Below are 16982 nucleotides of genomic sequence, written 5' to 3' on the forward strand. Positions count from 1 at the left end.
GCCGGAGGTTCGAATGAGCAAGGAGAACTCCCAGCCCCAGGCCGACCGGCCTCGGGCCGAGGAGCTCACCACCACGGGCACCGCGCACGAGGGAGCGGTCACCACGGCCACCGCCGCCTCGACCGCCGGCATCACCGAGGCCCTGATCGAGTCCAACCCGCTGCGCGACCCGCGCGACAAGCGCCTGCCGCGCGTGGCGGGGCCGTGCGTGCTGGTGCTGTTCGGCGTGACCGGCGACCTGGCACGCAAGAAGCTGCTCCCGGCGATCTACGACCTGGCGAACCGGGGGCTGCTGCCCCCGGGCTTCTCCCTGGTCGGCTTCGCCCGCCGGGACTGGGAGGACCAGGACTTCGCGCAGCTGACCCACGACGCCGTCAAGGAACACGCGCGCACGCCGTTCCGCGAGGAGGTCTGGAAGCAGCTGTCGGAGGGCATCTTCTTCTGCCGCGGCGAGTTCACCGACGACGGCGCCTTCGACGCGCTGGCGATGATGCTCAAGGAGATCGACGAGACCCGGGGCACCGGCGGCAACTACGGCTTCTACCTGTCGGTGCCGCCGAAGTTCTTCCCCGTGGTGGTCCAGCAGCTGAAGCGGACCGACCTGGCGGACGGTCCCGGGGACTCCTGGCGCCGGGTGGTGATCGAGAAGCCGTTCGGGCACGACCTGCGGAGCGCCCAGGAGCTCAACGCGATCACCAGCGCGGTCTTCCCGGAGAGCTCGGTGTTCCGCATAGACCACTACCTGGGCAAGGAGACCGTCCAGAACATCCTGGCGCTGCGGTTCGCCAACAACCTGTTCGAGCCGATCTGGAACCGGGGTTATGTCGACCACGTGCAGATCACGATGGCCGAGGACATCGGCATCGGCGGCCGGGCCGGCTACTACGACGGCATCGGCGCGGCGCGCGACGTGATCCAGAACCACCTGCTGCAGCTGCTGGCCCTGGTCGGCATGGAGGATCCGACGTCGTTCGGAGCCGACTCGCTGCGCAGGGAGAAGGAGAAGGTCCTCAAGGCGGTGCGGCTGCCGTCGGACCTGTCGCTGACCACCGCGCGCGGCCGTTACGGGGCCGGTTGGCAGGGCGGCGAGCCGGTCATCGGCTACACGCAGGAGGAGGGCATCCCACCCGACTCGATCACCGAGACCTACGCCGCCATCAAACTGGAGATCGCCAACCGGCGTTGGGCGGGGGTGCCGTTCTACCTGCGCACCGGCAAGAGGCTCAGCCGCCGGGTCACCGAGGTGGCCGTGGTGTTCCAGCGCGCGCCGCACCTTCCGTTCAGCAAGGACGACACCGAGATTCTCGGGCAGAACGCCCTGGTCATCCGGGTGCAGCCGGACGAGGGCATCACGGTGCGGTTCGGTTCCAAGGTACCGGGCACCGCCATGGAGGTCAGGGACGTCTCGATGGACTTCGCCTACGGCGAGTCGTTCATGGAGTCCTCCCCCGAGGCCTACGAGCGGCTGCTGCTCGACGTGCTGATCGGCGACCCTCCGCTCTTCCCGCACCAGCGCGAGGTCGAGCTGTCCTGGAAGATCCTCGACCCGATCGAGGACTTCTGGAGCACCCAGGGCCCGCCGGAGGAGTATCCCTCGGGTACCTGGGGACCGGCCTCGGCCGACGAGATGATGGCCCGCGACGGACGCGTCTGGAGGCGGCTGTAGATGACCAGCTTCATGCTCAGCGGCACGACCGCCTCGAAGATCTCCTCTCAGCTCACCCACCTGCGCCACCAGATGGGCACGCCGGCGGTCGGCATGGTGCTGACCCTGGTGGTGGTCTGCGGCGAGAGCGACCAGTACGACGCGGTCCGGGCGGCGACCGAGGCGGCCAGGGAGCACCCCTCCCGGATACTGGTCGTCATCCCTCGCGACCCGAACGAGCCCAACCGGCTCGACGCCGAGATCCGGTTCGGCGAGTCGACCCCGGGCGAGGTGATACTGCTCCGTCTGTACGGAGAGCTGACCAGGCACGCCGACTCGGTGGTCAGCCCGCTGCTGCTCACCGACACCCCGGTGGTCGCCTGGTGGCCCAGCGACTGCCCCGAGGTCCCGGCCGCGGATCCGATCGGCATGCTGGCCCAGCGCCGCATCGTCGACGCGCGTTCCGCACCCGACTCGGTCAAGGCGATCGCCGGCCGGGCCCGCGGGTACGTGCCCGGCGACACCGACCTGGCCTGGACCCGGCTGACGACGTGGCGGAGCCTGCTGGCCGCCGCGTTCGACCAGCCGGTGGCCAAGATCAAGCGGGGCACCGTGGAGGCCGTGCCCGGCCATGCCAGCGCCCTGCTGCTGGCGGCCTGGCTCGGTGAGCGCCTCGGCGCGCCGGTGAAGGTCTCCGACTCCCCCGGTCCCGGCCTGACCTCCGTCAAGCTGGTCTCGGGCGACGGCGACATCACCATCACCCGGGGCGACGGTCGCCTGGCCATGCTCTCTCGTCCCGGCCAGCCGGACCGCCGGGTCGCGCTGGCCCGGCGTCCGACGTCGGACCTGCTCGCCGAGGAGCTGCGGCGGCTGGATCCCGACGAGATCTACGCGGCCGCGATCCAGCGGCTCGCCCGGGCCCGCAAGTCCTGAGCCGTAAGCGCCCCGCGGCCTGCCGCGGGGTGCCTTTCTTCGAAAGAGAAGTTCGTGAGCGTTCCCACTGTGATCATCCATCGCGACGCCGACGTGCTCGCCAAGGCCGTCGCCGCCCGGGTGATCATCCGTGCCCTCGACGCCCAGGCGGCCAAGGGATCGGCCCAGCTGGTCCTGACCGGCGGCACCGTCGGCCTGGCCACCCTCGCCGAGATCGCCGCCTCCCCGGCCAGGGACGCCGTCGACTGGCGCAAGGTGGACATCTGGTGGGGCGACGAGCGTTTCCTGCCGGCCGGTGACCCCGAGCGCAACGAGACCGGCGCCCGCAAGGCCCTGCTGGACCACATAGACCTCGACCCCGAGCGGGTGCACGTGATGCGCGGCCCCGACTCGGGCATGACCGCCGAGGAGTCGGCCGACGCCTACGCGGAGGAGCTCCGCCGGGCCTCGCGCCCCGAGGACCACGGCCCGGCGCCGTCGTTCGACCTCATGATGCTCGGCATGGGCCCGGACGGCCATGTGGCCTCGCTCTTTCCCGGCCTGCCCGCCCTGTACGACACCCGTCCGGTGGTGGCGGTGCACGGCTCGCCCAAGCCGCCGCCCACCCGCGTCTCGCTGACGATGCCGGTCATCCAGGGCTCCCGCGAGGTGTGGGTGATCGCCGCCGGTGAGGAGAAGGCGAGAGCGGTACGGCTGGCACTGTCGGACTCGGGAACGATGCAGGTCCCCGCGGCCGGTGCCCGGGGTAGCCGGCGGACCCTCTTCCTTTTGGACCGGGCCGCCGCCTCCAAGATCCCCTCCTCCCTGGGCCGGATCTCCTCCCCCTGATCCCGGTCCCCGCTTTCACCTCGGTCCGGCCCGTGTCGACCGCCGTGGTCGCCTCGCTCGACGGGCCGGACGAGGCACCCGTGCTCCGTGAGGCCGCGCTGCGACGGCGCGCCTATCGCGAGTCGAGACGGTCGTCATGAGCTGTCAGGGCGCCGTCCCGGAGGGCTGGGTGGTGAGGGCGTCGATCTCGTCGAGGATCTCCTTCTTGCCCGCCGGGTCCATGGAGGAGGCCTCGACGGCGTTGCGGGCCAGGGTGGTGAGGGTGGCACGGTCCAGGCCCAGATGTTCGGCGGCGACGCGGTACTCGTCGCTCAGGGTGGTGGCGAACATGGGCGGGTCGTCGCTGTTGAGGGTGACGAACAGGCCCTCCTTGATCATGCGGGGCAGCGGGTGCTCCTCGATGCGGGCGATCTGGCCGGTGCAGACGTTGGAGGTGGGGCAGACCTCCAGCGGGATCTGCGTCTCGCGCAGGTGGGCGATCAGGCGGGGGTCCTGCACGCAGGCGATGCCGTGGCCGATCCGCTCGGCGCCCAGGTGGTCGAGGACCTCCCAGATGGTCTCCGGGCCGCTCATCTCGCCCGCGTGCGGCAGGCTGCGCAGCCCGGCGGCGGTGGCCGCGCGAAAGGCGTCCCGGAAGGCGTCGCGATATTTCGGACGCTCCTGCTCGATCCCGGCCAGCCCGAAACCTACCAGCGCCCGGGGAGGTTCTTCGAGCGCGTGGTCCAGGGTGACCCGGGCCGCCTCGACGCCGTACTCGCCGGGAATGTCGAAGATGTATGCCATCCGCACGCCGTGCTCCTCGTGGGCGCGCCGGGAGGCCAGGTCGAGTGCCTCGGTGACCTCCCGCATCGGCATGCCCATGATGTGGTGCGCGTACGGGGTGACGGTCAGCTCGACGTAGCGCCCGTTCTGCCGGGCCAGGTCCGCGGCCAGGCCGAGCACCAGGGTCGCCACGTCCTCGGGCTCGCGGACCAGGGCGTTGATCGCCTGGTAGATCTCGGCGAAGTGCGGGAAGTCGCGGAACCGGTAGAACGCGCGCAGTTCCTCCTCGCCGGTGGGAACGCCCCCGCCGGGGTGGCGGCGGGCGAGTTCCAGCACGGTGGCGGGCGAGGCGGAGCCGATCAGGTGGACGTGGAGTTCGACCTTGGGGAGGGCGTCGATGAACGCGTCGATCGTCATGCGGAGGACCCTACGCATCCCCTCCCCCGGCACGAAAGCCATTTCCAGCAAATCTAACACTAAAATGTACGATTAAAACGGCGAATGTCGGACAGCGCGAGAATTTCGCCGGAGCTTTTCCTCCCGTGCACCGGACGTCTGGCGCATAGTGGGGGCAAGCACCTCGACACCCCTCACGGAGGCTCACAGTGTTCGAGCGCTTCACCGACCGTGCCCGCCGCGTCGTGGTCTTGGCCCAGGAGGAGGCCCGCAGGCTCGGCCACGACCACATCGGCACCGAGCACATCCTGCTCGGCCTGGTCCTTGAGCGGGACGGCGTCGCCGGCCGCGCCCTGCGGGCCCTGGACATCGACGGCGAGCAGGTCAGGAACGACGTGGAGGAGATCATCGGCAGGGGTGACGAGACCCCCGGCAGCCACATCCCCTTCACTCCGCACGCCAAGAAGGTGCTCGAACTGTCGCTGCGGGAGGCGCTCGGCCTGCACCACACCTACATCGGCACCGAGCACATCCTGCTCGGTCTGATCCGCGAGAGCGAGGGCGTGGCCGCCCGGGTGCTGGCCGGGCGGGGGGCGCGCCTGGACGCCGTACGCGCCCAGGTGATCACGTTGCTCGGGCGGCGCGGCCCCGACCTCGCGGTGACCGCCGAGGAGGGCTTTCCGGTGATGGGCGCGTCGCTCTCGGCCAGACTGGAGCGCATCCAGGAGAGCCTGGACCGGATCGAGCGCAGGCTGGACGCCATCGAAGGCGCCGACGCACCCGGAGAGTCGGGCCCCCCGAAGGAGCAGGCTCCCTGAGGACCCGGGGGAACACCCGGATCAGCACAGGAGTGGGCCCTCCCCGTTTCGGGACCCCTGAGCGATCCCGAAACGGGGAGGCCGAATGATGGGTTCAACTCGGGGATGCCGTCGCCATCACTCCCACGGCCAGCCTGGCTTCCACCACGCCGGGGTCCTCGGTCTGGCTCAGGGTCGCGCCAAGCGAGACCAGGAGCCTGCGCATCCGCACGTTGTCGGCGAGCAGGGTGGCCCTGACCTCGGCGAAGCCCAGGTCCCGGGCCTGGCCGACGAGCATCTGGGCCAGTGCGGCGCCCAATCCCCTGCCCTGCCAGCGGTCCTCGACCAGGAAGGCCATCTCGGCGATGCCCGGATCGGGGGTGAACATCAGGTTGGCGAGGCCGACGACCTGGCCGTCGTACCCGGCGACGATGGAGTAGCCCTTCGTGCGGTCGCAGAGCCGGTCGAAGACCTTCGGCGGCAGCACGGGCATCGCGGTGAAGTAGCGGAACCTGCGGGCCTCGGGTGAGCAGCGGTCGTGCAGGTCGCGTACGGCCTCGCGGTAGAGCCGGGTGAGCGGGCGGACCTGGACCTCGACGCCGTCGGAGAGCGTGATGTCGCGGTCGGTGCCGGACTGCTCGGCGGGGGGCTGCGCCAGCCGCACGAAGGAGGCCGCGCGGGCGGCCTCGGTCAGGGTGAAGGGCAGCTCGGCCCGGCGCACCCTGATCGCGCGGCGCGGGGCCACGGGCACGGTGAGCAGCGTGGGGTCCGGGAGGTCGCTCATCTCGGCACCATAGACCCAGCGGGAGTCGTCGGCGCGCAGCAACTCCCCGAGCAGCTCGGGCAGCCGCCAGGGGGTGGTGCGCAGCCGGGAGGCGAGCAGGAGCACGCGGGTGGGCTCGTCCGTCAACTCGTGCGCGGTGGCGGGGACGACCAGGACCTCGCGTCCGCCGGCCGCCTCCAGAGCCTCGCGCACCGCCTCGGCACCGGCGGGGATGTCCGTGACGAACTCGTCGACCGTGCCGTCCGCGTCGGTCTGGACGCTCAGGCCCAGGATGTTGCCGCCCTTGGCGGCGAGCGCGGCGGCCAGCGAGGCGAGACGCCCCGGCCGCTCGTCAACGGTAGTACGAATCCTCAGAAACCCCATCAGAATGCTCCCTCTGTTGAGGGATAGCCTTACCTGACCCTGTTACGGGACTGCTACACATGAGTGAGCCTGCCGTTACATCTGGCGGATCACTCATTACGTGGCAGGACTGCTTTTCTGCAACGGTTTCCGTTGGCAGGCGCATCACAATAGACGGATATAGCAGGATATGAGGCCATGAGCACGCGTGTTCCCCTGGCTGGGGATTTCGTCAACGGAGACGTCTCCTTCTGGTACCGCTCCCTGGGCATCCCCACGGCCGGCACTCCCCTCGGCGGCGACCTCGACGCCGACGTGGCCATCGTCGGCGCCGGCTACACCGGCCTGTGGACCGCCTACTACCTGAAGAAGGCCAGCCCCGCCCTGCGGGTCGTGGTGCTGGAGAAGGAGTTCGCCGGCTACGGCGCCTCAGGGCGCAACGGCGGCTGGCTGGTCGGCGAGCTGGCCGGTACCCCCGAGCGCTACGCCAGGACGCACGGCGCGGACGCGGCCAAGCGGCTGCAGCGGGTGATGTTCGAGGCGATCGACGAGGTCATCACGATCGCCGAGGACGAGAACATCGACGCGGACATCGTCAAGGGCGGCGTCACCACGGTCGCCACCAACGCCGCCCAGGACCGGCGGCTGCACCAGTTGCTCGCCCACGAGCGCCACTGGGGCTGGACCGAGGACGACGTGCGGCTGCTCGATCCGGCGGAGCGGGAGGAGCGCCTGCGGGTAGCCGGCGCGGTCAGCGCGATCTGGAGCCCGCACTGCGCCAGGATCCAGCCTGCCAAGCTGGCTCGCGGCCTGGCCCAGACCGTGCGGGACCTCGGGGTGAAGATCTTCGAGCACACCCCGGTCACCGAGATCGCCCCGCGCGAGGCCCGCACGCCGCACGGCACGGTCCGCGCCGACTACGTCATCCGCGCCACCGAGGGTTTCACCGCCGAACTGAAGCAGTACCACCGCGCCTGGCTGCCGATGAACAGCTCGATGATCGTCACCGAGCCGCTGGGCGGGCTGTGGGACGAGATCGGCTGGGAGGGCCACGAGCTGCTCGGCGACATGGCGCACTACTACATGTACGCCCAGCGCACCGCCGACGGCCGGATCGCGTTCGGCGGGCGTGGCAAGCCCTACCTCTACGGCTCCCGGGTGGACGAGCGGGGCCGCACCCACGAATGGACGATCGAGGCGCTCTGGGAGTTGCTGACCGGGATGTTCCCCGCGGTCAGGGCCTCGAAGGTGGCGCACGCCTGGTCCGGGGTGCTCGGCGTGCCGCGCGACTGGTGCGCCACCGTGCACGTCGACCACGCCACCGGCATCGGCTGGGCGGGCGGCTACACCGGCCACGGGGTGACCACGACCAACCTCGCCGGCCGCACCCTGCGCGACCTGATCCTGCGCGAGGACACCGAGCTCGCCTCCCTGCCCTGGGTGGACCGCAAGGTACGGGGCTGGGAGGTGGAACCGCTGCGATGGATCGGCGTGCACACCATGTACGACCTCTACCGGCGGGCCGACGCCAGGGAGAAGGCGGGACTCGGCCGTACCTCGGTGCTGGCCCGCGTCGCCGACTCCATCACCGGACGCTGAGCGCCGGACGCCCGGCGAAACTCACGCTGGACCTCGGCCGGTCCAGCGTGCAGTGTAGGTGATCAAGCGGCACCCCGGAGCGTCAGCGGCCTCCGGGCCACCGACAGAAGGATGGTGCAACAGTGCGCGACCTGCTCTTCCGGGGCGGCCGGGTCTTCCTCGCCGCCGACGCGTTCGCCGAGGCGGTGCTGGTCCGTGACGGCCGGATCGCCGCCGTCGGCGCGGAGTCCGACGTCGTACGACTGGCCGCCCCCGGCCACGAGGTCGTCGACCTGGACGGCCGCCTGCTGACCCCCGGGTTCACCGACGCGCACATCCACCCGGTGCAGGCGGGCCTGGAGCGGGCCAGGTGCGACCTGTCCGAGGTCTACGGCCTGCCGGAGTACATGGAGAGAATCGTCGCCTACGCGGACTCCCACCCCGGCCACGAGTGGATCGACGGCGGCGGCTGGGACATGTCGGCCTTTCCCGGCGGCCTCCCACACCGCTCCCATCTTGACGTCGTCACCCGCCCGGTCTATCTGATCCAGCGCGACCACCATGCCGCCTGGGTCAACAGCCGGGCCCTGGAACTGGCCGGGATCACCCGCGACACCCCCGACCCCGCCGACGGCAGGATCGAGCGCGACGCCGACGGCACGCCGAGCGGCGTGCTGCACGAGGGCGCGATGGACCTGGTCGGCCTGCTCACCCCGCGTCCCAGCGCCGCGGACCTGCACGAGGCGCTGCTGGCGGCCCAGGACCACCTGTTCTCCCTCGGCATCACCGGCTGGCAGGACGCCATCGTCGGCTCCTACGCGGGCTACGACGACCAGCTGTCCACGTACGTCTCGGCGGCGGCCTCCGGCGCGCTGCGGGCCCGCGTCGTGGGCGCGCTGTGGTGGGACCGGACCCGCGGCGCCGAGCAGATCCCCGAACTGCTGGAGCGGCGCGAGTCGGCCACGGGCCTGGAGCGGTTCCGCGCCACCTCGGTGAAGATCATGCAGGACGGCATCGCGGAGAACTTCACCGCCGCGGTGATCGAGCCCTACTGCCGCTGCGGCGGCACCGGCCTGTCCTACGTGGATCCCACGCTGCTGAAGGAGTACGTCGCCGAGCTGGACCGGCACGGCTTCCAGGTCCACTTCCACGCCATCGGTGAGCGGGCGGTCCGCGAGGCGCTGGACAGCTTCGAGGGGACCGACCCGGCCAACCGGCACCACATCGCGCACCTGCAGATCGTCGAGCCGTCGGACGTGCCGCGCTTCGCCGAGCTCGGCGTGACCGCCAACCTGCAGCCGCTCTGGGCCACCCACCACGCCCAGATGGACGAGCTGACCCTGCCCTTCCTGGGCGAGGAGCGCTCCTCGTGGCAGTACCCGTTCGCCGACCTGCTGCGCTCGGGCACCCGCTTCTGCGCGGGCAGCGACTGGCCGGTCTCGGTCGCCGACCCGTTCCAGGGCATGCACGTGGCCGTCAACCGCACCGAGCCCGGCGGCTCACTGCACGCGGACTACCCGACGGCGCAGACCCCGTTCCTGCCCGGCCAGCGTCTGGACCTGGCCACCGCGCTGACCGCCTACACCGCCGGCTCGGCCCGGATCAACCACGACGACGACGCCGGCACCGTCGTCCCCGGCAACCGCGCCGACCTGGTCGTCCTGGACCGCGACCCGTTCACCGAGCCGCAGGCCGACATCTGGCGGACGAAGGTCGCGATGACCTTCGTCGGCGGCGAGCAGGTCTACCGGCGCTGACCCGGAAACGACACGGAGCGCGGCGGTCGTCCCCCTCGACGGCAACGGCGGTGGCTCCTCCGCTCCCCTGAGGGAGCGGCTTCACGAGACCCGCGACCGGTCTCGGCGTGCGGGGTTCCATCGAGCGAGGACAGCGGGCTGCTCCAGGCTGCTCCGGGCTGACGGCCCGGAGCAGCCCGGCCCGGAAAAATGATTTGCGGGCGATAACCTAAAATGTCATGGTTGCTCTTCGCTTCCTGGGACCCGGGTGACGCCAACGCCCTGGGAGCGCTGCTGGGACGGTTCAACGCGATGTCCGCCTCATGACGGTGTCGTCTGTGTGAGATTCCCGTTGTCTCCCGCCTCCGCTGACCGCGCGGAGATTCCCCCAGCCCGCTGTCCGACCGTTCCGCTCCGCCACGCCCGGCTCTCCCCCAAGTTCCCGTCGGTGGCCCCTTCTGCTTGCGAGGTACATCATTTCCGCGTTTCCCCAGTCGGTGAACGACACTGCGGTCGACGAGTCCCGGGGCACCGGCGACGCCGCGGTTCCCAAGGGGGCCATGATGATGATCGCCACGCTGGTCGCATCGGCCTTCGTGATGATCCTCAACGAGACGGTCCTGAGCGTCGCGCTGCGCGACCTCAGCGTCGACCTCGGCGTCGCCACCACGACCGCGCAGTGGCTGACCAGTGGTTTCCTGCTGACCATGGCCGTGGTCATCCCCACCACCGGTTTCCTGCTCGAGCGATTCACCCCTCGGCAGATCTTCCTGGTCTCGCTGACGTTGTTCAGCGCGGGCACCCTGATCAGCGCGCTCGCCCCGGGGTTCGCCGTACTGCTGGCCGGGCGCGTCGTGCAGGCCTGCGGCACCGCGGTCATGCTACCGATGCTGATGACCACGGTGATGCGTCTGGTCCCCGTGTCCAAACGCGGCGCGACCATGGGCACGATCACCATCGTCATCGCCGTGGCTCCCGCGATCGGGCCGACGGTCGGCGGCGCGGTGCTGTCCTCCCTGGGCTGGCGCTGGATGTTCTGGCTCGTACTACCGCTGTCCCTGCTGGCACTGGCCTTCGGCGCCGTCCGGATGCGGCTGGGCGGCGAGACGCGCACGGTGCCGCTGGACGTGTTGTCCGTGCCGCTGTCCGCCGTCGGTTTCGGCGGCATCCTGTACGGCCTCTCCTCCGTCGGCGAGTCCGGCGGCGGCCACCTGGTGGCGCCGTGGATCCCCATCGCGGTCGGTGCCGTCGCCCTCGCCGGGTTCGTGGTACGCCAACTCCGGCTGCAGCGCCAGGACCGGGCGCTGCTGGACCTGCGCCCGCTGACCCACCGCGCCTTCGTCGTCGCGCTGACCCTGAGCGCCCTGCTGTTCATGTGCCTGCTGGCGGTCTCGGCGATCCTGCTGCCGCTGTATCTCCAGACCGTCCTGCGCACGAGTACGTTTGTCAGCGGGCTGGCCGTGCTCCCCGGCGGGCTGGTCCTCGGCCTGCTGGGACGGCCGGTGGGGCAACTGTTCGACCGCTTCGGCGCCCGCCCGCTGGTGATTCCCGGCGCACTGGCCACAGCGGTGGCGCTGTGGCTGTTCACCGCCCTCGGACCGGATTCGCCGCTGGCCCTGGTGATCGGCATCCATGTGCTGCTCATGGCCGGGCTCGGGGCGATGATGACCCCCCTGATGACCGAGTCGCTCGGCGCGCTGCCCGAACACCTCTACTCGCACGGCAGCGCGATCCTGTCCACGCTCCAGCAGGTCGCGGGCGCGTTCGGTACCGCCATGTTCGTCACCGTGGCGTCCCTGGGCACCACCCACGCGTCCGGCGCCCCCGACGCCGCAGGCCTGCACACGGCCTTTGTCGTCGCGGGTGTGCTCGGTGTGCTGGTGTTCGTCACGGCGCTGTTCGTACGCCGCCCCCGGTCTGTGCCGCAAGCCGCCGCAGGGCGCGACGCCGGTTGAGCCACGGCGAGGCCGGCGAGCGTGCGAACCGGGGGAAGGCGACTTCGCGTCGATGATCGAGAGTGAGGCCCGGGTCCCGCGGGTCCCGGGCCGTCCGGCCCCACCGCCGCCGTAGCATTCCCGAACAGCCGATCAGCGGAGGACGTCGTGAACGATCTGCCCATCTGCGTCACCTGCGGGGTCCAGTACGCCGCGGCGCGGGATGACTGCCCGATCTGTGAGGACGAGCGGCAGTACGTCGGCTGGGAGGGCCAGCGTTGGACCTCTCTCGACCAGCTGCGCGAGAGCGGGCACCGGGCGCACCTCGCCGAGGAGGGCACCGGGGTGGTCGGCATCGGCACCGACCCCGCCACCGCCATCGGGCAGCGTGCCCTGCTGGTCCGTACCCCGGCCGGCAACGTGCTGTGGGACATGGTCACCCACCTCGACGACGAGCTGATCAGGCAGGTCGGCGAGCTCGGCGGGATCGACGCCATCGCGATCAGCCACCCGCACTTCTACGGCTCGATGGTCGAGTGGGCGCACGCCTTCGACGCGCCGATCCACCTGCACGCGGCCGACCGCGACTGGGTGGCCCGCCCCGACGAGTCGGTGGTCTTCTGGGAGGGCGGCACCTGCGAGATCCTCGAAGGAGTGACGCTGGTCAACGCGGGCGTGCACTTCGACGGCGGCCAGGTCATGCACTGGCGTGACGCCGAGGACGGCCGGGGCGCGCTGTTCTCCGGCGACATCCTCCAGGTGGTGGCCGACCGCCGCTGGGTCAGCTTCATGTACAGCTACCCCAACCTGATCCCCGAACGCCCCGCCACGATCCGCCGCGCCCTGTCGCTGCTGGAGCCGTACGCCTTCGACCGCGTCTACGGCGGCTGGTGGAAGCGGATCGTGCACACCGACGGCGCCGAGGCCGTCCGCCGCTCCGCCGACCGCTACCTGTCCTTCGCCCTGGACGATTGACTCCGTACGCCGCACGTGCCCCCGATCGACCTGGGATGATCACCAATGGTCCCCGACCTGCGACGACGCGGAGAACGGGGTTAACCGCTGGAAAAGATCCCCCACGGTGAGGGATAGTCCCCTGATGCCGCAACCAGAGGAAGCAGAAAGCGCGCGCCCGCTGTGGCGGGACCGGAACTTCAACGTCTTCTGGGTCTCCCAGACGCTCTCCGTCGCCGGGGACTCGTTCGCCTACATCGCCATTCCGCTGCTGGTGCTGAACGTGACCGGGTCGGTCGCGCAGATGGGCCTGCTGACGGGCGTGGCCGGTGCCGCGTCGATCTGCGCCGGGATCTTCGCCGGGATCCTGGCCGACCGGCTCGACCGGCGGACCCTGCTGATCTGCTGCGACCTCGCCCGCCTGGTGCTGTACGGGCTCATCCCGCTCGTCTGGGCGTTCGGCCCCCAGGTCTGGCTGCTGTACGTGGTGCTGCCGCTCAGCGAGGCGATCGGGATGGTCTTCCAGGTCACCTACGTGACCGCGGTGCGCAACCTGGTCGAGGGCGACCGCATCACCGAGGCGAACGGGCGGCTCTACGCGACCGCGGCGGCGGCCGGTGTCGGCGGCCCGTTGCTCGCCGGGGTGGTCTCCGGACAGTTCGGCCCGACCGCGGCGATCGCCATCAACGCGGCGAGCTTCGCGGTGTCGGCGGCGGGCCTGTACTTCGTCCGGTTCAACCGGCCCGAGGCCGGCGCGCCCGCGCCGGCGCGCCAGAAGCCCTGGCAGGAACTGCTGGCCGGTGCCCGGTTCCTCTGGCGGCACCCGGTGCTGCGCTCCCTGACGATCCTGCTCTCCTTCTTCATCTTCTTCACGCTCGGCATGACCGACGTTCTGATCTACCACCTGAAACACGACCTGGGTCACTCCGACGGCACCGTCGGCACGGTCCTCGCGGTCGCCGCGGCCGGCACGATCGCCGGCGCCGTGCTCGTCGCGCCCGTCCGCCGCAGGCTCGGTTTCGGCGTCACCTGGATCGGCGCCCTCGCGACCAGCGGGCTCGCCATGGCGGGCGTCGGCCTCTCCGGGCGCGTCCCGGTGATCGCCGCCCTGATGGCCGTCTACCTCTGCGGCGTCAGCGTGGCCGGGATCTGCTCGATGTCCCTGCGCCAGCAGGTGACCCCGGATCATCTGCTCGGCCGCGTCACCTCGGCGTTCTGGACGATCCACTTCTCCCTCGGCCCGGTGGGCGCGGCCGTCCTGACCTGGGGCGCGGGCGGCTACGGCGTCACCGTGATCTGCCTCCTGGCCGGCACCGCCTGCCTGCTGATCGCGACGACCGCGCTCTTCACCCCGATTCGCCGCCCCGCCCCCGAGCAGTCGGCGCCCACCGTCTCATGAGGCCGGAGATCCGGCGGTGAGGTGATCCCAGCGACCTTCACGTCAGGATCCGGCCGGGTTTCCGGTACCCGCGGAGCTGAGCGGGCCGCCGCCTGGCGGCCCGCTCAGCTCCGCGGGTATTCGGGTCAGCCGTTCGCCGCGGTGAACGCGGCCGCCCCGCCGACGAGCGGCAGCGTGACCGTGCTCTTCGTCGTGTCGAGGTGCAGCGTCGCGCCGGGGGTGGGCCGGATGGTGTACTCGTAGTCGCTCGACAGCAGCACGATGCCGATGCGGTGTCCCGCCGCGAACACGTAGTCGTGCGGCTGCATGTCGAAGTCGAGGCGGTAGGGGCTGCCCGGCTTGACCGGCTCGGTCTTCGAGATCGACGTGCGGTTCTGCGGGTCCGTCCAGCCCCGGGTGATGATCTTCGCCTTGCCGTTCTGGTCGTAGTCGACGAGCAGCGCCGTGACGTTGGCGGCCGGCTGGTCGAAGGACATCCGCAGTGATATCTGCGGCGTGCCGCTGAGCCGGACCGCGTCGGTCAGCGCCCCTGACTTGTAGGCCAGGCGGTTGGGGGACGTCACGGCGTCGGCGAGGGTCAGCGCCCGCTTCGACGCGTCGTCGACGATCGTCTCGGTCACCGGCTTGCCCAGGCGGGTCTTGTCGCCGGTGAGGACACCGGCGGCACCGTCCGTGCCGGGCGCCAGGTTGAGCTCGGTGTCCGCCGCGGTCGGTTCCGGCCACTCGGGGTATTCCACCAGCGTCCTGTTCTCGCGCTGGATCAGCGCCCGCTGGTCGTTCTCCACGCCGTTCTGCTGGTCCCACAGGTAGCGGGTGAACCAGCGGTTGAGCACGTTGACGCTCGGGGAACCGCCGTGCCCGCCCTGGTGCAGATAGATCTTGTGCGGCACTCCCCGCGCCTTGAGCGCCTCGTACCACTGCGCGGCGTGCTTGGTCTTGACGTTCCAGTCGTTGAGCCCGTGCGCGACCAGCGTCGCGGCGCGGACCTTGTCGACGTCGTTCAGGTAGTTGCGCTCGTCCCAGAAGGCGCTGTAGTCGCCGGTGACCCGGTCCTGCTCCTTGGCGAGATCTTCGATGACGCTTCGGCAGATCTGCCTGTCCGCGCGGGTGTAGACGTACTCCGCGAGCACGTCGGCGTCCTCGCCCTGGTAGCCGCCCGGGGCGACGACGGCACCGTTCGCGCGGTAGTAGTCGTACCAGCTGGAGATCGCCGAGATCGGCACGATGGCCTCGAGTCCCTCGACGCCGGTGCTCGCGACCGCGTTGGGCAGGGTGCCGTTGTACGAGGTGCCGATCATGCCGACCTTGCCGGTCGTCCAGGTGGCGCTGACCTCCCTACCGGTGGCGTCGTAGGCCTTCGCGCGACCGTTCAGCCAGTCGACGACCGCTTTCGCGCCGATGGTCTCGTTGCGTCCACCGGTGGTGGGACAGCCGTCGGACTTACCGCTGCCCAGCGACTCGGCGTGGACCACCGCGAAACCGCGAGGCAGCCAGTTGGACTCGTGGCTGGTGCTGATCGCGGGCTGCGGGCCGGTGCCCGTGACGGCCTCGTCCCCCTCGGCCACGCCTGCCACGCCGGCGGCGGCCAGCCGCTCGTCGGTCGCCGGGTCCTTCGTCGAACCACCGCGGTTCATCCAGCCCTTGCCCGGACGGAGTGCCTCGTGGAGCTCGTGATCGACGTTGTGGTTCGCGACCGAGTTGCCGCCGGCGTAGTAGGGGCTGACCTCGTACACGACGGGCGACTTCAAACCGGCCGTCTCCGTCTCCCGGAGGCGGGTGACCTCGGCGTGCACCCGGTCGTTCCGTCCGTCGCCGTCACTGTCGATCGGGGTCTCGACCCACACTTCCTCGCGAAGCCAGTCGTTGCGGTTCGTCGAGAACACCGGCTGGGCCATGCCGTCCGTGAAGACCGGTCCGACGGCGGGATCGGCGGCCGCGCTGACGGGGGCCGAGGTCGCCGCTACCCCGGCGAAGGTCATGGTGGCGGCGAGACCCAGCGCCGCGGCGCCGCGGCGTGCCGACCTCGGGCTGCGGAGGGCGGTTGGCGCCCCAGAACCCGTCACCAGGCGTGTTACAGACATCGACAAACCTTCCCGAACGATCAGCGCGGGGCGGGAAAGGCCCCGACCAAAGGTCAAGGGACAGTAAAAACTGCCCCAAGAAGGCTTGATGTTATGGGCAGGAAGTACGAAATGTCTATGGATGGGTCCCCTGTCTCGATCACTACAATTTCGACACATATCGAGCTAGATCTCGGCGGCTCGAACGCCGCAGAGTATGCGGCGAGCCCATCCGGCCCGGCCACCCGGTGGGCGCGGAACTCCCTTCTACCGGCTCCCCGTCGTCACCAACGCCCCGGGCGCAGACCAACGGGTGGCGCCCCCGATCCGTCGATCGGGGGCGCCACCCGCCAGACGAGACGATCAGCCGCGCAGGCCCTTCAGGCAGCCGTAGACGGCCACGGCCAGTACCGCCTCCGGATCGGTCAGGTCTCCGCCGAACTTGTTCCAGACCTCGGTCACGGCGCCGGTGGCGCACTTGCCCGCCTTCCACCACGCCCACTCACCGGCGGCCTTGGCCGCGTCGACGATCTGACGCCAGAACCTCTTGACGAACGCCAGGACCGCGCTCCAGGAGCGGGGGGCGTCCTGGAACTCCTCGTCGGGGAAGCGGTACTCGTCCTCCGGGTCGCTGCTCACCAGCGACACCGCCATGGAGTAGGCGGTCTCCTCCGAGACGCCCGCGGCCTGTGCCACGGCCGCGAGCTCCCGGGAGAACGAGGCCGCGCCGGCGGGAGCGGGGGCGGCGGTGAGCATCACCGCCGCCGCGATCACCGCCGCCACGATCCCGGTTACACACTTGAACATGAGGTGCCCTTCCTGTCGGGTGAAGAC

12 protein-coding genes and 1 pseudogene are annotated in these 16982 nt (G+C 70.7%); 9 read left to right on the forward strand and 4 right to left on the reverse strand.

What is annotated here, in order from left to right; genetic code table 11:
• The first annotated feature begins 13 nt into the window (after positions 1 to 13).
• From zwf to pgl, 3 genes are read left to right on the forward strand one after another with little or no spacing between them, the layout of a single operon-like run.
• Entirely contained in the window at positions 14 to 1666 is a 1653-nt protein-coding gene (zwf, locus tag ACFQVD_RS14085) for a glucose-6-phosphate dehydrogenase (protein WP_343973726.1), read from the forward strand.
• Positions 1667 to 2578 (forward strand): glucose-6-phosphate dehydrogenase assembly protein OpcA, encoded by a 912-nt coding sequence (locus tag ACFQVD_RS14090; protein WP_343973723.1) that lies wholly within the window; start codon positions 1667 to 1669, stop codon positions 2576 to 2578.
• A gap of 54 nt (positions 2579 to 2632) precedes the next feature.
• Positions 2633 to 3406 carry a 6-phosphogluconolactonase gene (gene pgl, locus ACFQVD_RS14095; protein ID WP_343973720.1) on the forward strand — a complete coding sequence of 258 codons (774 nt, stop codon included), beginning with the start codon at positions 2633 to 2635 and terminating at the stop codon, positions 3404 to 3406.
• A gap of 144 nt (positions 3407 to 3550) precedes the next feature.
• Here pgl and add read toward each other — a convergent pair whose 3' ends face one another.
• Positions 3551 to 4585, reverse strand: a complete 1035-nt coding sequence (add, locus tag ACFQVD_RS14100) for an adenosine deaminase (RefSeq protein ID WP_343973717.1) — start codon at positions 4583 to 4585, stop codon at positions 3551 to 3553.
• 188 nt (positions 4586 to 4773) lie between these two features.
• On the opposite strand from add, the pseudogene ACFQVD_RS14105 reads away from it, so the two are divergent.
• Positions 4774 to 5340 (forward strand): annotated as a pseudogene (locus ACFQVD_RS14105) (Clp protease N-terminal domain-containing protein); the annotation flags it as partial.
• Between the two features lie 136 nt (positions 5341 to 5476).
• Here the strand turns inward: ACFQVD_RS14105 and ACFQVD_RS14110 are convergent.
• Entirely contained in the window at positions 5477 to 6508 is a 1032-nt protein-coding gene (locus tag ACFQVD_RS14110; protein WP_343973714.1) for a GNAT family N-acetyltransferase, read from the reverse strand.
• A gap of 177 nt (positions 6509 to 6685) precedes the next feature.
• On the opposite strand from ACFQVD_RS14110, the gene ACFQVD_RS14115 reads away from it, so the two are divergent.
• The 5 genes from ACFQVD_RS14115 to ACFQVD_RS14135 all read left to right on the forward strand — a co-directional run bounded on the left by ACFQVD_RS14115 (position 6686) and on the right by ACFQVD_RS14135 (position 14088).
• Complete coding sequence (locus ACFQVD_RS14115) at positions 6686 to 8086, forward strand: NAD(P)/FAD-dependent oxidoreductase (RefSeq protein WP_343973711.1); 1401 nt, start codon at positions 6686 to 6688, stop codon at positions 8084 to 8086.
• Between the two features lie 122 nt (positions 8087 to 8208).
• Positions 8209 to 9822: an amidohydrolase gene (locus ACFQVD_RS14120; protein WP_343973708.1), complete on the forward strand. Its 1614-nt coding sequence runs from the start codon at positions 8209 to 8211 to the stop codon at positions 9820 to 9822.
• 476 nt (positions 9823 to 10298) lie between these two features.
• Positions 10299 to 11756: a DHA2 family efflux MFS transporter permease subunit gene (locus tag ACFQVD_RS14125; RefSeq protein WP_343973705.1), complete on the forward strand. Its 1458-nt coding sequence runs from the start codon at positions 10299 to 10301 to the stop codon at positions 11754 to 11756.
• Positions 11757 to 11903: 147 nt separating this feature from the next.
• Entirely contained in the window at positions 11904 to 12710 is an 807-nt protein-coding gene (locus ACFQVD_RS14130) for an MBL fold metallo-hydrolase (RefSeq protein WP_343973701.1), read from the forward strand.
• Between the two features lie 124 nt (positions 12711 to 12834).
• On the forward strand, positions 12835 to 14088 hold the full coding sequence (locus ACFQVD_RS14135) for an MFS transporter (protein WP_343973698.1): 1254 nt from the start codon (positions 12835 to 12837) through the stop codon (positions 14086 to 14088).
• A gap of 125 nt (positions 14089 to 14213) precedes the next feature.
• Here the strand turns inward: ACFQVD_RS14135 and ACFQVD_RS14140 are convergent, their stop codons facing one another.
• Together ACFQVD_RS14140 and ACFQVD_RS14145 are read right to left on the reverse strand one after the other, a co-directional pair.
• Positions 14214 to 16169 carry a Xaa-Pro dipeptidyl-peptidase gene (locus tag ACFQVD_RS14140; RefSeq protein ID WP_343973695.1) on the reverse strand — a complete coding sequence of 652 codons (1956 nt, stop codon included), beginning with the start codon at positions 16167 to 16169 and terminating at the stop codon, positions 14214 to 14216.
• Positions 16170 to 16511: 342 nt separating this feature from the next.
• Positions 16512 to 16955: a hypothetical protein gene (locus ACFQVD_RS14145; RefSeq protein ID WP_343973692.1), complete on the reverse strand. Its 444-nt coding sequence runs from the start codon at positions 16953 to 16955 to the stop codon at positions 16512 to 16514.
• Between the last annotated feature and the right edge of the window lie 27 nt (positions 16956 to 16982).

Origin of the sequence: Streptosporangium amethystogenes subsp. fukuiense, assembly GCF_042665875.1 — a bacterium.
In the GTDB taxonomy this organism is placed as follows: domain Bacteria; phylum Actinomycetota; class Actinomycetes; order Streptosporangiales; family Streptosporangiaceae; genus Streptosporangium; species Streptosporangium fukuiense.